Here is a 14,224-nt window from a genome sequence, read left to right as displayed (position 1 = left end):
AAAAAAAGCCGATGAACAGGCGGTCGCCGCGCGTCGTGCGCAGCGGCAGGAAACCCTTGCGCTCCACCGTCGGCGAACGCAGCTCCCAGATGGTCATGCCCGCCAGCATGATCGCGATGCAAATGAAAAAGATGGCCACCGGCGGCGTCCACGACATCCATGCAAAAGCACCCATGGTCAAACCCTCCCCATTGCAAAGCCCTTGGCGATATGGTTGCGCACGAACCAGATCACCAGGGCGCCCGGAATAATCGTCAGCACGCCGGCAGCAGCCAGGATGCCCCAGTCCATCCCCGCCGCCGAGGCGGTGCGCGTCATGATGGCGCTGATCGGCTTGGCGTTGACCGAAGTCAGCGTGCGCGCCAGCAGCAACTCGACCCAGCTGAACATGAAGCAGAAGAACGCCGTCACGCCGACGCCCGACTTGATCAGCGGCAGGAAGATGCGCATGAAGAAGCGCGGAAATGAAAAACCGTCGATGTAGGCCGTCTCGTCGATCTCGCGCGGCACGCCCGACATGAAGCCTTCCAGGATCCATACCGCCAGCGGCACGTTGAACAGCATGTGCGCCAGCGCCACGGCGATGTGCGTATCCATCAGTCCCACCGTCGAGTACAGCTGGAAGAACGGCAGCAGGAACACCGCCGGCGGCGTCATGCGGTTGGTCAGCAGCCAGAAGAACATGTGCTTGTCGCCGAGGAAGCGGTAGCGCGAAAAGCCGTAGGCGGCCGGCAACGCCACCAGCAGCGACAGCACCGTGTTGATGGCGACGTAGATGATGGAATTGATATAGCCGGAATACCAGGAGGCGTCGGTGAAGATGACCTTGTAGTTGTCCAGCGTCGGCTGGTTCGGCCACATGGTGAACACCGCCAGCGTTTCCTCGTTGGTCTTCAACGAGGTATTGAGCAGCCAGTACAGCGGGATCAACGTGAAGACGATGTACAGCGCCAGCGTCAGCAGACGCGGCCAGCTGCTTTGCTTGTCGCCTTTTTTTCTTTTATTCATGATTGGCTCCTGTCGTTTGTCCGCTATTGCCCGCGCTTTGCATCCAGTTGTACAGCACGAAGGACAACAGCAAAATGATCAGGAAATAAATCAGCGAAAACGCCGCGGCAGGTCCCAGGTCGAACTGGCCGACCGCCTTTTGCGTCAGGTACTGGCTCAGGAAGGTGGTCGAATTGCCGGGACCGCCGCCGGTGAGCACGAAGGGTTCGGTGTAGATCATGAAGCTGTCCATGAAGCGCAGCAGCACCGCGATCACCAGCACGCCGCGCATCTTGGGCAGCTGGATGAAACGGAACACCGCCCAGCGGCTGGCGCCGTCGATCTGCGCCGCCTGATAATAGGCGTCGGGAATCGAGCGCAAGCCGGCGAACGCCAGCAAGGCCACCAGCGGCGTCCAGTGCCAGACGTCCATCACCAGCACCGTGATCCAGGCATCGAGCGAATTGGAGGCATAGTTGTAATCCATGCCGAGACGGCTCAGCACATAGCCGCCCAGGCCGATGTCGGCGCGTCCGAAAATCTGCCAGATGGTGCCGACCACGTTCCATGGAATCAGCAGCGGCATGGCCAGGATCACCAGCGCCGCCGAAGACTTCCAGCCCTGCGCCGGCATCGACAGCGCCAGGCCGATGCCCAGCGGGATCTGCACCAGCAGCACGCAGAACGAAAAGATCAACTGGCGCAGCAGCGCCGAATGCAGTTCGCTGTCGCGCATCACGGCGCGGAACCATTCGAGGCCGACGAACACGCTCTGCTCTGGGCTGATGATGTCCTGCACCGAATAATTGACCACCGTCATCAGCGGGACGATCGCGGAGAACGCGACCGTCAGAAACACCGGCAGGATGAAAAACCAGGCCTTGTTGTTGTATGGCTTGTTCATGACCTATCGCCCTATCCTTTCGTCATTGCTGAAGAAGATCGTCTCCGGCTTCGCCAGGCGCAGCCATTGCCGGCCACCATCCAGCCTGGTCGAGGCGTCGAGCCTGGCCTTGACGATCTGGCCGCCGAATTCCGCGGTGAGCAACTGGCTGGTGCCGAGATGCTGGACTTGCACGACATTGGCGCTGACCGCGCCCGGCGCGCCAGCGGTGGTCAATTCCACGAACTCCGGCCGGATGCCGAGCTTGAGTTCGCCGTTGGCGTGCTTGAGCGCCTGCAATTGTCCGGCGTCGATATCCACGCGCTGCTGTCCGATCACGACGGCGTCGCCGTCGATCTGCAGCGGATAGAAATTCATGCCGGGACTGCCGATGAAATAACCGACGAAAGTATGATCGGGACGCACAAACAAGGCTTCCGGCTTGCCCTGCTGCACCACCTTGCCGTTGGTCATGACGACCACTTCGTCGGCGAAGGTCAGCGCCTCCACCTGGTCGTGGGTGACGTAGATCAAGGTCAGTTTGAGCTGATGGTGGATTTGCTTGAGCTTTTGCCGCAACTGCCATTTCATGTGCGGATCGATCACCGTCAGCGGCTCGTCGAACAGGATCGCGGCGACGTCCTTGCGCACCAGCCCGCGCCCCAGCGAGATCTTTTGCTTGGCGTCGGCGGACAAGCCGCTGGCGCGCTGATCGAGGTCGCGGGTCAGTTCGAGGATCTCGGCGATTTCATGCACGCGCGAGCGGACTTCTTTTTCCGCCACTTTGCGATTGCGCAGCGGGAACGCCAGGTTGTCGAACACGCTCATGGTGTCGTACAGCACCGGGAACTGGAACACCTGCGCGATGTTGCGGTCGCGCGTGGCCATCTGCGTCATGTCCTTGCCGTCGAACAGCACCTGTCCTTCGGACGGCACCAACAAGCCGGAAATGATGTTGAGCAGCGTCGACTTGCCGCAGCCGGACGGGCCGAGCAAGGCGTAGGCGCCGCCGTCTTCCCACACCATGTTCATCGGTTGCAACGCGTAATCTTGCAAGGACGCCGGATTGGGCCCGTAGGCGTGGCCGAGATTGCGGAATTCAATACGTGCCATGTCAGTCTCCCTGCGGGGCGCTCAGCAGGCGGCCCTCGGTATCGAACAGAAAAATCTGTGCGGCGTTGATGTTGACCTGCACCGCGCTGCCGATCTCGAGCGCATGCACGCCGGGCAATTGCGCCACCAGCGCATCGCCGCCGTGGCGCAGGTGCAGATAGGTTTCGGAACCGCTCAGTTCGGCCAGGCCGACCGTGCACGCCAGGCTGACGCCGGCGCCGACGAGCGCCTGCAAACGCACGTCGTTGCAGCGGACGCCGACCTGGCAGCGCTGGCCCGCGACCAGCGCCAGATTGCGGCCGGCAACCGTCAGCACGCTGCCGTCGTCGAGCCGCACGCTGGCATTGTCGATCGCAGTCGCCGGCAGCATGTTCATCGGCGGATCGTTGAAGATGGCGGCGACCTGCGTCGATGCCGGCGCGTTGAACAACTGCAGCGTCGGACCGAACTGCAACAGACGGCCGGCGTGCATCACGGCGGTGTGGCCACCGAGCAGCAGGGCTTCCTGCGGTTCCGTGGTGGCGTAGACCACGGTGGTGTCGCCGTTGGTGAACAGGGAGATCAGTTCCGAGCGCAGTTCTTCGCGCAGCTTGTAATCGAGATTGACCAGCGGTTCGTCCAGCAGGACCAGCGGCGCGCGTTTGATCAACGCGCGCGCCAAGGCGGTGCGCTGCTGCTGGCCGCCGGACAGTTCGCCCGGCAGGCGTTGCAGCAGGTGCGCGATGTGCAGCTTTTCGGCGATCTCGGTGACGCGCTGGTGAATTTCCTGCTGCGGCAATTTTTTCAGGCGCAGGGGCGAGGCGATGTTTTCGTACACGCTCAGCCCGGGATAATTGATGAATTGCTGGTACACCATGGCGAGGTTGCGCTCGCGCACGCCGACGCCGGTGACGTCCTTGCCGTCGACCAGCACGCTGCCGCTGTCGGGCTTGTCCAGTCCGGCGATGATGCGCATGAGCGAGGTCTTGCCGGCCTGCGTCGGGCCCAGCAGGACGTTGATGCCGCCCGCCGCCAGCTTCAGATCAAGCGGATACAGGTGCGTTTCCGCACCCACCGTCTTGATCACTTGTTTTAATTCCAGGGTCACGCTATCTCCTTGCTGCGGTTCTGTTTGTTGCTCTTCTGTCGCTCATTTCTGCTCATGTCTGCTGGTCTATGCCTGTTCCTTCAGCCATTGCTGCAGGCGCGCCACGTGATGCGGCCGGCAATACAGGCCCAACTTGCTCCGGCGCCACAAAATGTCTTCCGCGCTACGGGCCCATTCGACGCCGTGCAAGTAGCGCGCTTCGACTTCGTAAAGTCCCGGCGCCAGCTCTTCGCCGAGATCGGCCAGGCCGGCGGCGCCATTGAGCAAGCGCTCGGCGCGGCTACCATAGCTGCGTGCATAGCGCTGCGCCAGCACCGCCGGCAACCACGGATGGCGTTCGCGGAAGCCCGCCAGGAAACGCGCGAAGTCGTAACGCCTGACCAGCTTTCCCGGCTGCTCCAGATCGCCGCCTGGCAAGGGCGCGTCAGCCGTCCAGGACGCCGCCTCGAGCCCCAGCCGCGGCGACAGGATGGCCAGCGCTTCTTCGGCGAGTTTGCGATAGGTGGTGATTTTTCCGCCCCAGACGTTGAGCATGGGCGCGCCGCTGTCGTTGCATTCCAGCAGGTAGTCGCGCGTCACGGCGGAGGCATTGGCCGAATTGTCGTCCAGCAGCGGACGCACGCCGGAATAGGTCCACACCACGTCGTCCGACGAAATCTGGCGGGTGAAATAGCGATTGGCCATGTCGCACAGATAGGCGATTTCATCCGTGCTGATTTCTACCTTGCCGGCGTCGCCGGTGTATTCCAGATCGGTGGTGCCGATCAGCGTGAAATCGTCCTGATATGGAATCGCGAAAATGATGCGCTTGTCCGGGTTCTGAAAAATGTAGGCGTAAGGATGGTCGAACAAACGCTTGACGACGATATGGCTGCCCTTGATCAGGCGCAGGCCGTAGCTCTTGGTGGCGCCCGGTACCGCGTCGGCGAATTGCGCGGTCCACGGACCGGCGGCGTTGACGATGGCGCGCGCGCGAACCTGAATGCTGCCGTCCTGTTCGTTCTCCAGCGTGGCGTGCCAGATGTCCCCTTCGCGGCGCGCAGCGATGCATTTGGTGCGCGTCAGGATGCGCGCGCCGCGTTCGCTGGCGTCGAGCGCATTGAGCGCCACCAGGCGGGCGTCGTCGACCCAGCCGTCGGAATAGACGAAACCGCGGCGATAGTCGCCCTTGAGCGGTTTGCCGGCGACATGTTCGTTGAGCTTCAGCCCCTGCGAGGCCGGCAGGATTTCACGCCTGGCGAGATAGTCGTACATGAGCAGGCCGGCGCGGATCAGCCAGGCCGGACGCTGGCCGGCGTCGTGCGGCATGACGAAGCGCAGCGGCCAGATGATGTGCGGCGCCGCGCGCAGCAGTACCTCGCGCTCCTGCAAGGCCTTGCGCACCAGTTTGAATTCGTAATATTCAAGATAGCGCAGGCCGCCGTGAATCAGCTTGGTGCTGGCCGAAGACGTGTGCTGCGCCAGGTCGTGCTGCTCGCACAGGATCACGCGCAGGCCGCGGCCGACCGCGTCGCGGGCGATGCCGGCGCCGTTGATGCCGCCGCCGACCACCAGAAGATCGTATTCGGGTTCCGTGTTCAACTTGTCTCCGGATTTTATAATCAAGGTTTTTTTCGCTACGATACGCGACAACTCGAACGCAAATCAACAATTATTTTGTTGTTTTAGATTCGATTATGTTTTTTAATGTTCATATTATTTAAATTTACCGAGCCCCATGATGCTTAATCCGCGGCAACAAACCTTGCTGGACTGCGTCCGCAAGCACGTCACGATTTCCGTTGAAGAACTGGCGCAAAAGCTCGACGTCACGACGCAGACCGTGCGCCGCGACGTCAAGGCCATGGTGGACGCCAAACTTTTGGCACGCTATCACGGCGGCGTCGGCCTGCTCTCCTCGACCGAAAACATCGCCTATCCGCAGCGCCAGGTGATGAACGCCGACGCCAAGCGGCGCATCGGCAAGGCGGTGGCCGCGCGCGTGCCGGACGGCTGCTCGCTGATCCTGAACCTGGGAACCACCACCGAAGAAGTGGCGCGCGCACTGCATCTGCACAGCAACCTGCACGTGGTCACCAACAACCTGAACGTCGCCAGCATGCTGGCCAGCAATACCGCCTCGGAAGTCATCGTCGCCGGCGGCGTGGTGCGCGCGCGCGACCGCGGCATTGTCGGCGAGGCGACGATCGACTTCATCCGCCAGTTCAAGGTCGACATCGGCATCATCGGTATTTCCAGCATCGAGTTCGACGGCGTGCTGCGCGACTTCGATGCGCGCGAAGTCAAGGTGGCGCAAACCATCATCGAACAATCGCGGCAAGTCTGGCTGGTCGCCGACTCGAGCAAATTCGGACGCCCGGCCCTGGTGAAAATGGCGCACCTGTCGCAGATCGACGTGCTGTTCACCGACGCGCCGCCGCCGCCGGAACTGGCCGGATTGCTGCGGGAAAACGAGGTCGAGCTGGTGCTGGCGACCTGAATGATTTCCTGAAGATAACTTTACAGGCAAATCCCGACGCCGCAATACCATTGCCGACGCTTCGGCCTTATACTCTCGATCTCGCTTTACTGGAAAGAAAGTCCGATGCGCCGCATTGTCACGCGACCCGTTTCTCTTACATATTTTTATGCGCTGCAGCGCGGCCTGAGCAAATTGCAGATGCTGACTGCGCTGGCAGTCATTGCCGTACTGGCGATCGTGGCCGCACCGCGTCTGATGACGGCCGTCAATCATGCGCATAATCCCGACATCGTCACCGTCGAGCAAGACATCGGCGAAATCGAAAAATCCTTGCAACTCTACAAACAGGACACCGGCCGCTATCCGTCCACCGAGCAAGGCCTGCTGGCGCTGATCGTCAAACCGACGCGCGCACCGGTTCCCAAGGACTGGAAAACCGGCGGCTATATCGACCGCCTGCCGCGCGATCCCTGGGGTCATCCCTACCAGTACCGGCTGAACGGCGAGGGTGACGGTTTCGACGTGTTTTCATTCGGCGCCCATGGTCCGGATGAAGGCGACGACAATCCGGGCGTGATCCGCAGCAAGCACTGATTGCCCTGCCGAGCACCGAAGAACGTAAAAAAGCCACGGCATGCCGTGGCTTTTTCATTGCAGCTGTCCGACGCGTGCAGCGGTCTTACTCCTGCCCCGATTCGTCCAGTTTTTTCTTTACTTCCAGCCGCGCCGTTTGCCGCAGCGCCGACGCCGTCTTGCGATGCGGGCCCGCGGCGCGCTGCTTGGCGGCGACTGCTACCGGATTACGCGGCTTGGCAAGCTTTTGCGAAGGCTCGACGCGAAAGCTCATCTTCTGCCTCGTTGCCAATGCCTTGTTTGCCATGACCGCGTCCTCCTTCTATGCAGTTCTGTCCTGTTGCGCTTACAGCACGTAACGCGACAGGTCTTCGTTGACCGCCAGTTCGCCGAGGCGATCCTTGACGTAGGCGGCGTCAATCGCGATGGTCTGTGCGCCGGTTTCGCCGGCCGAGAACGAGATCTCTTCCAGCAGTTTTTCCATCACCGTGTAGAGGCGGCGGGCGCCGATGTTTTCGGTCTTTTCATTGACCGAAAACGCGATCTCCGCCAGCTGCTGGATGCCGCTGTCGTCGAACTCCACCTTGACGCCTTCGGTCTCGAGCAAAGCCTGGTACTGCTTGGTCAGGCAGGCATCGGTGCCGGTCAGGATGGTTTTGAAATCATCGATCGACAAGGAATCCAGTTCCACGCGGATCGGGAAGCGGCCTTGCAATTCCGGGATCAGATCGGATGGCTTGGCCAGATGGAAAGCGCCCGACGCGATGAACAGGATGTGGTCGGTCTTGATCATGCCGTACTTGGTGTTGACGGTCGTGCCCTCCACCAGCGGCAGCAGGTCGCGCTGCACGCCGGCGCGCGAGACGTCGGCCGTGCCTTGCGAGCGCGTGGCGATCTTGTCGATTTCGTCGAGGAAGACGATGCCGTTCTGCTCGACGTTGGCGATCGCCTTTTGCTTCAATTCCTCTTCATTGACCAGCTTGCCGGCTTCCTCTTCGATCAGGAACTTCATGGCTTCCTTGATCTTGATCTTGCGCGTTTTCTTGCGGTTGTTGCCCAGACCCGAGAACATGCTCTTGATCTGCTCGGTCATTTCTTCCATGCCCGGCGGCGCCATGATTTCCATGGACGGCGCCACGTCGGCCAGCTCGATCTCGATCTCGCGGTCGTCGAGCGCACCTTCGCGCAGGCGCTTGCGGAAAGTCTGGCGCGTCGTGTTCCCGCCCTTGTCCTCGCCTTCGGATTTACTGCCGTCCGGCGTGAAACCGAAATCGCGCGCGGGCGGCAGCAGGATATCGAGCACGCGGTCTTCGGCGGCGTCTTCGGCGCGTGTGCGCACCTTGCGCACTTCGGCTTCGCGCGTCTGCTTGATGCCGATGTCGATCAGGTCGCGGATGATGGTGTCGACGTCGCGGCCGACATAGCCGACTTCGGTGAACTTGGTCGCTTCGATCTTGATGAAAGGCGCGTCGGCCAGCTTGGCCAGGCGGCGGGCGATCTCGGTCTTGCCGACGCCGGTGGGGCCGATCATGAGGATGTTCTTGGGCGTGATTTCGTGGCGCAGCGGTTCGGCGACCTGCTGACGGCGCCAGCGGTTGCGCAACGCGATGGCGACGGCGCGCTTGGCGCGGCCCTGGCCGACGACGTGTTTGTCGAGTTCGGAAACGATCTCTTTGGGAGTCATGTTCATGGTGTGTGCTTTTCTATTCCGGAGACTTAGTCCAGGGTCTCGATGATGTGGTTCAGGTTGGTGTAGATGCAGAGCTCGCCTGCGATCACCAGCGATTTCTTGACGATGTCGGCCGGCGACAGCTCGGTGTTCTCTTGCAGCGCCTTGGCCGCCGATTGGGCGAAGGTGCCGCCCGAACCGATCGCGCCGATGCCGTCGGTCGGCTCCAGCACGTCGCCGTTGCCGGTGATCACCAGCGTGCTGTCGCGGTCGGCGGTCAGCAGCATGGCTTCGAGGCGGCGCAGCATGCGGTCGGTGCGCCATTCCTTGGCCAGCTCGACCGAGGCGCGCATGAGGTTGCCCTGGTGCTTTTCCAGCTTGGATTCGAACAGATCGAGCAGCGTGAACGCGTCCGCGGTGCCGCCGGCGAAACCGACCAGGACCTTGCCGTTGTAGAGCTTGCGCACCTTGCGCGCGGTGCCCTTCATGACCACGTTGCCGAGCGTCACCTGACCGTCGCCGCCGAGCGCCACGGTGTTGCCGCGTCGGACGGAGAGAATGGTCGTGCCGTGAAATTGTTCCATGCTAATGCCTCAAATGGTGGGGTTCTGCTGAATTGCCGTCTTGCTTGTTCTGGTGAAATGGGGTCGGCCGCGCAGATTGCAAGGAGATTGCAATCTGCGCGAGTACGCCCGTCTGAAGACCTTATTTTACGCCGCCGGGCTGGGCAAAACAGAATGGGGGGAGAGCAAAACGCGAACAGATGACAATCTGTCTACTTTGAAGGAGGAGAATAAAACACAAACAGGCAATGCCAAAACCCGCGTCGTCCCAGCGCACGCTGGGACCCAGTGTCGTACCAACCGTCCTGACGACACTGGGACTGGGACTGAGTCCTGACTTTCGTCAGGACGACAGTTTTTTACAAATTTAGACAGACAAGGTCATCAGGCTCGCATTGCCGCCCGCTGCCGTCGTATTGACGCACAGCGCGCGCTCGGCCACCAGACGCCACAAGGCAATCGGCGCATCTTCCGTCGTCGGCAGCAGCGGCACCAGGGCGCCGTCGCGCGCCGCCAGCACGTTGCGCCATTGCGTGATGAGCGGTGCATCGACCAGCGCCAGATGGATATCGGTCGCCGCAATGTCGCCGCTGACGTCAATCGCCTGATGCACCGCCTGCGGCAAACCGGCGGGAATCAGCTTGCTTTGCATCGCCGGCACCACCGCCGTGTTGCCGGTTGCCAGCACCGCCGCCAGTTGATTCAACAAGGCCGAAACGTCGTCGGCGGCGCACAGGATCTTGCCGCGCGGCGCGAACGACAGCGTGTTGCGCTCGCCGGTCGGGCCGGGCAAGGTCAGCGTCTTGTAGAGCAGGCTTTCTTGCACGTAGGCTGCACCCAGTTGCGCCAGCTTGGCGTGGCCGTGGGTGGCGGCCCATTCCAGCAATGCCTTCAGCGGCGCCGACGCGGCGGCCTTGTCGTCGCCGAACAGCTTGACTTCCGCATGGCGCTGCAGGCGCTTCAGGTAAAGCGGACCGCCGGCCTTGGGACCGGTGCCCGACTTGCCTTCGCCGCCGAAGGGCTGCACGCCGACCACGGCGCCGACGATGTTGCGGTTCACATAGATGTTGCCGACATGCGCGCGCTGCGCCACGAAATCGATGGTTTCATCGATGCGCGAATGCACGCCGAGCGTCAAGCCGTAGCCGCTGGCGTTGATGGTGTCGATCAGCTGCGGCAGCTGGTCGCGGCGATAACGCAGCACGTGCAGCACGGGGCCGAAGACTTCGCGCTTGAGCTGCGCGATGGAATCGATTTCGATCACGGTGGGCGCAACGAAGGTGCCTTGCTCATGGCGCTCGTCGAGCGGCAGCTGATAGACCTTGCAGTTCTGTTTCATCTGCTCGATGTGCGCCAGCAATTGCGTGCGCGCTTCGATGTCGATGACCGGGCCGATGTCGGTTTCCAGGCAATCCGGACGGCCGACGCGCAGCTCCTGCATCGCCCCCTTGAGCATGGTCATGGTCTTGTCGGCGATGTCTTCCTGCAGGCACAGCACGCGCAATGCCGAGCAGCGTTGGCCGGCGCTGTCGAAGGCCGAACTCAGGACGTCCTGCACCACTTGTTCCGGCAAGGCGCTGGAGTCGACGATCAGCGCGTTCTGGCCGCCGGTTTCGGCGATGAAGGGAATGTCGCCGTGCTCGTCCCTGATGCGTTGCGCCAACGTACGGTTGATTAGTTGCGCGACTTCGGTCGACCCGGTGAAGATCACGCCCTTGACGCGCACGTCGCCGGTCAGCGTCGCGCCGACGGTTTCGCCGCGACCCGGCAGGAATTGCAAGGCTGCACACGGCACGCCGGCTTCATGCAGCAATTGCACGGCGCGATGCGCGATCAGCGGCGTCTGTTCGGCAGGCTTGGCCAGCACGACGTTGCCGGCGGCCAGCGAAGCGCTGACTTCGCCGATGAAAATCGCCAACGGGAAATTCCACGGGCTGATGCAGACTACCGGCCCCCAGGCCAGCGCGTTGCCGTCATGGCGCGTCTGCAGCGCGTAATAGCGCAGGAAGTCGACCGCTTCGCGCACTTCGGCAATAGCATTGGGCAGCGACTTGCCGGCTTCGCGCACGGCCAGCGCCATGAGTTCGGGCTGATGAGTTTCGAACAGGTCGGCTGCGCGCTCCAGCATTTGCGCGCGGTCGGATGACGACACGGATTGCCATTCGGAGGCAAAAGCGGTCGCGGCTTCCAAGGCACTTTCCACATCGGCGCGCGAAGCTTCAACGATTTGGCCCACGACATCGCGACGATCGGCCGGATTGCAGATTTGCTGCAACTCGCCGGTCGCGCTGTTACTGTCGGCGTCGTCGTGCAGCAACGGCACGGCCTGCCATTGATGCGTCGAGGCTTGCACGAAGATGCGGTCGAGTTCGCGCAGGCTGTCTTCGTTGCTGAGGTCGATGCCGATGGAATTCTTGCGCTCTTCGCCGTACAGGTTACGCGGCAAAGCGATCTGCGGATGCGGCTCGCCGCCGCCCGACTTTTGCACGACGGCGATGGGGTCGGTGATCAGCGTGTCGATGGCGACGTTTTCGTCGACGATCTGATTCACGAAGGACGAGTTGGCGCCGTTCTCCAGCAGGCGACGCACCAGATAGGCCAGCAGCGTCTGGTGCGAACCGACCGGCGCATAAATACGGCAGGCCTTGCCCAGTTGATCGGCGCCGACCACCTGGTCGTACAGCGTTTCGCCCATGCCGTGCAGGCATTGGAATTCGTAGTCGTCGATCTTGTGTTGCTGCGCCCAGGTGTAGATCGCGGATAGCGTGTGCGCATTGTGCGTGGCGAATTGCGGGTAAATGACGTCGGTGGCAGCCAGCAGTTTTTGTGCGCAGGTCAGGTAGGACAAATCGGTGTGCACCTTGCGCGTATAGACCGGATAACCGGACAGGCCATCGACTTGGGCGCGCTTGATTTCGCTGTCCCAGTAGGCGCCCTTGACCAGGCGCACCATCAGCTTGCGGCCGCTGCGGCGCGCCAGATCGGCGAGGTAATCGATCACGAAGGGGCAACGCTTCTGGTAGGCCTGCACCACGAAGCCGATGCCTTCGAAACCGTCGAGATCGCGGTCGAAGGCCAGCGCTTCCATCAGGTCCAGCGACAACTCGAGGCGGTCGGCTTCTTCGGCGTCGATGTTCAGGCCGATGTTGTAGGACTTGGCCAGCACCAGCAGTTGCTTCAGGCGCGGCAGCAGCTCGTTCATCACGCGTGCATGCTGGGCGCGCGAGTAACGCGGATGCAGCGCCGACAACTTGACCGAAATGCCGGGCCCGTTCTTGATGCCGCGGCCATTGGAGGCGCGGCCGATGGCGTGGATCGCGTCTTCATACGATTTGTAATAGAAGGCGGCGTCATGCTCGGTCAGCGCGGCTTCGCCGAGCATGTCGTAGGAATAGCGGTAACCGCGCTTCTCGTTGTCGCGGCTGTTGGCCAGCGCTTCGGCGATGGTCTGGCCGGTGACGAACTGATTGCCCAGCATGCGCATGGCGAGGTCTACGCCCTTGCGGATCAGCGGCTCGCCGCCTTTGTTGATCAGCCGCGTGAGCGCCGAGGCCAGCCCGCTTTCGCTGTTGGTGCCGACCAGCTTGCCGGTGATCAGCAAGCCCCAGGTGGCGGCGTTGACGAACAGCGACGGCGACTCGCCCAGATGTTTGCGCCAGTCGCCCTTGCTGATCTTGTCGGCGATCAGGCGGTCGGCGGTCTGGTGATCGGGAATGCGCAGCAACGCTTCGGCCAGGCACATCAGCGCCACGCCCTCTTCCGACGACAGCGAAAATTCATGCATCAGCGCATCCACGCCGGACGAGCGCGTGCGCTTGGTGCGCACCGCCTGCACCAGCTTGCGCGCCAGCTTTTGCGTCGCCTCGGTCCAGCTCGCATTGCTTTGCACCTGCGCCAGCAGCCACTGCACGGCGCCGCGTTCATCGCGACGGTACACGGCGGTGATCGCTGCACGCAACGGAGTCTGCTCGGCCATCACTTCGTGATGAAAAGCGGTGAAAGCGGGAAGGAAAGTAAAAACGCTGGATGGGTGGGAGGCGTTATTCATATTGGTTTGTCTCGGAAAAGTCGGCAAAACACGGTTTTTGCTTGCTGCGATTCTATGCGGGATAAGCCAATATTAATTCTGCATTTACGACAATAATTACAAATATTATTAAGTAAAATCCATTTTTAAAAAATTATATTCTTAGCCATTTTGATATTTGCCTGACAAAAAAACACCCGTCCGGCTGTCGCGGGACGGGTGTCGGGTCGGACTGAACGGCAAGCGTGATTAATTGCCGAGCAACAATTGCAGAATGATGCCGGTGCCGATCGCGACCAGCACATAGTCGCCTCCGGTCTGCACCCATTGATAGCCGCGCGGCGGCGCGCTCAGACGATGTTCGCGCCAGTTGTTGACCACGTATTGACGGTTGCGGTATTCCGGCGGCAGGCGGTCGCCGCGGTGGAAGGCGTGGTTCGGTCCGGCGCCGCGTTCGTCGCGGCGATCAGGCGGGCCTCGGCGGTCATCACGACGATCATCACGGCGCTCATCACGACGGTCCTGCGGTCCGCGACGGTCATCGTGGCCATAAGATGGGCGATGGTCGTCGTCGCGACCATATTGTTGAGCGTAAGAGGCAGGCAAGGCACCGACGCCGAGCGTCAGCGCGAGAACCAAGGAGACAATGGATTTCTTATTCATGGAGGGCTCCGTGCGAGATCAGTATGTACAGCAGTAATGCAGAAACCCGCTGCACAGCAATGTTGCCTGAAACATATACAGTGCAAATGCAACGGGACCGCTCTATGGAGTCCTTGACATGACGCATGGTTCCTTAAAAGGATGTATCCGGATGCTACTGGGGATACACCCTGCGCTTACCCCTCGCCCAGATAAGCC

Annotated in this window: 13 protein-coding genes; 2 read left to right on the top strand and 11 right to left on the bottom strand. The window is 61.6% G+C overall.

The window, feature by feature from the left end; all coding sequences use genetic code 11:
• The 6 genes from PMI16_RS25250 to glpD all read right to left on the bottom strand — a co-directional run.
• A partial coding sequence (locus tag PMI16_RS25250) for a DUF2160 domain-containing protein (RefSeq protein ID WP_007878433.1) occupies positions 1-175 on the bottom strand: 175 nt, incomplete at its 3' end.
• A 2-nt stretch (positions 176-177) separates the two neighbouring features.
• Positions 178-1,008, bottom strand: coding sequence for a carbohydrate ABC transporter permease (locus tag PMI16_RS08295; RefSeq protein WP_007878432.1), 831 nt, complete (start codon positions 1,006-1,008; stop codon positions 178-180).
• Positions 1,001-1,891: a carbohydrate ABC transporter permease gene (locus PMI16_RS08290; protein WP_007878431.1), complete on the bottom strand. Its 891-nt coding sequence runs from the start codon at positions 1,889-1,891 to the stop codon at positions 1,001-1,003. The genes PMI16_RS08295 and PMI16_RS08290 overlap by 8 nt, the downstream gene beginning before the upstream one ends.
• A 3-nt stretch (positions 1,892-1,894) precedes the next feature.
• Entirely contained in the window at positions 1,895-2,983 is a 1,089-nt protein-coding gene (locus PMI16_RS08285; RefSeq protein ID WP_007878430.1) for an ABC transporter ATP-binding protein, read from the bottom strand.
• Position 2,984: 1 nt separating this feature from the next.
• Positions 2,985-4,070: an ABC transporter ATP-binding protein gene (locus tag PMI16_RS08280; protein ID WP_007878429.1), complete on the bottom strand. Its 1,086-nt coding sequence runs from the start codon at positions 4,068-4,070 to the stop codon at positions 2,985-2,987.
• Between the two features lie 66 nt (positions 4,071-4,136).
• On the bottom strand, positions 4,137-5,651 hold the full coding sequence (gene glpD / locus PMI16_RS08275; RefSeq protein ID WP_007878428.1) for a glycerol-3-phosphate dehydrogenase: 1,515 nt from the start codon (positions 5,649-5,651) through the stop codon (positions 4,137-4,139).
• Positions 5,652-5,790: 139 nt separating this feature from the next.
• Between glpD and PMI16_RS08270 the strand changes: the two genes are divergently transcribed.
• Together PMI16_RS08270 and gspG are read left to right on the top strand one after the other, a co-directional pair.
• Entirely contained in the window at positions 5,791-6,549 is a 759-nt protein-coding gene (locus tag PMI16_RS08270) for a DeoR/GlpR family DNA-binding transcription regulator (protein ID WP_007878426.1), read from the top strand.
• Between the two features lie 105 nt (positions 6,550-6,654).
• Positions 6,655-7,125, top strand: a complete 471-nt coding sequence (gene gspG / locus PMI16_RS08265; protein WP_007878424.1) for a type II secretion system major pseudopilin GspG — start codon at positions 6,655-6,657, stop codon at positions 7,123-7,125.
• Between the two features lie 85 nt (positions 7,126-7,210).
• Here the strand turns inward: gspG and PMI16_RS08260 are convergent, their stop codons facing one another.
• The 5 genes from PMI16_RS08260 to PMI16_RS08240 all read right to left on the bottom strand — a co-directional run bounded on the left by PMI16_RS08260 (position 7,211) and on the right by PMI16_RS08240 (position 14,026).
• The gene (locus tag PMI16_RS08260) at positions 7,211-7,411 is read right to left on the bottom strand and encodes a hypothetical protein (RefSeq protein ID WP_007878421.1); all 201 of its coding nucleotides are present in this window, start codon (positions 7,409-7,411) and stop codon (positions 7,211-7,213) included.
• A 39-nt stretch (positions 7,412-7,450) separates the two neighbouring features.
• Positions 7,451-8,794, bottom strand: a complete 1,344-nt coding sequence (gene hslU / locus PMI16_RS08255; protein ID WP_007878419.1) for an ATP-dependent protease ATPase subunit HslU — start codon at positions 8,792-8,794, stop codon at positions 7,451-7,453.
• A gap of 26 nt (positions 8,795-8,820) precedes the next feature.
• The gene (gene hslV / locus PMI16_RS08250) at positions 8,821-9,357 is read right to left on the bottom strand and encodes an ATP-dependent protease subunit HslV (protein ID WP_007878415.1); all 537 of its coding nucleotides are present in this window, start codon (positions 9,355-9,357) and stop codon (positions 8,821-8,823) included.
• 346 nt (positions 9,358-9,703) lie between these two features.
• A complete protein-coding gene (putA, locus tag PMI16_RS08245) occupies positions 9,704-13,384 on the bottom strand; it encodes a trifunctional transcriptional regulator/proline dehydrogenase/L-glutamate gamma-semialdehyde dehydrogenase (RefSeq protein ID WP_007878413.1) in 3,681 nt (1,226 codons plus the stop codon).
• A 228-nt stretch (positions 13,385-13,612) separates the two neighbouring features.
• Positions 13,613-14,026, bottom strand: a complete 414-nt coding sequence (locus tag PMI16_RS08240) for an RcnB family protein (protein WP_007878411.1) — start codon at positions 14,024-14,026, stop codon at positions 13,613-13,615.
• Positions 14,027-14,224 lie beyond the last annotated feature (198 nt).

This window comes from Herbaspirillum sp. CF444, assembly GCF_000282135.1.
GTDB lineage: Bacteria > Pseudomonadota > Gammaproteobacteria > Burkholderiales > Burkholderiaceae_D > Herbaspirillum.
This window is presented reverse-complemented; position numbering and strand designations above follow the sequence as displayed.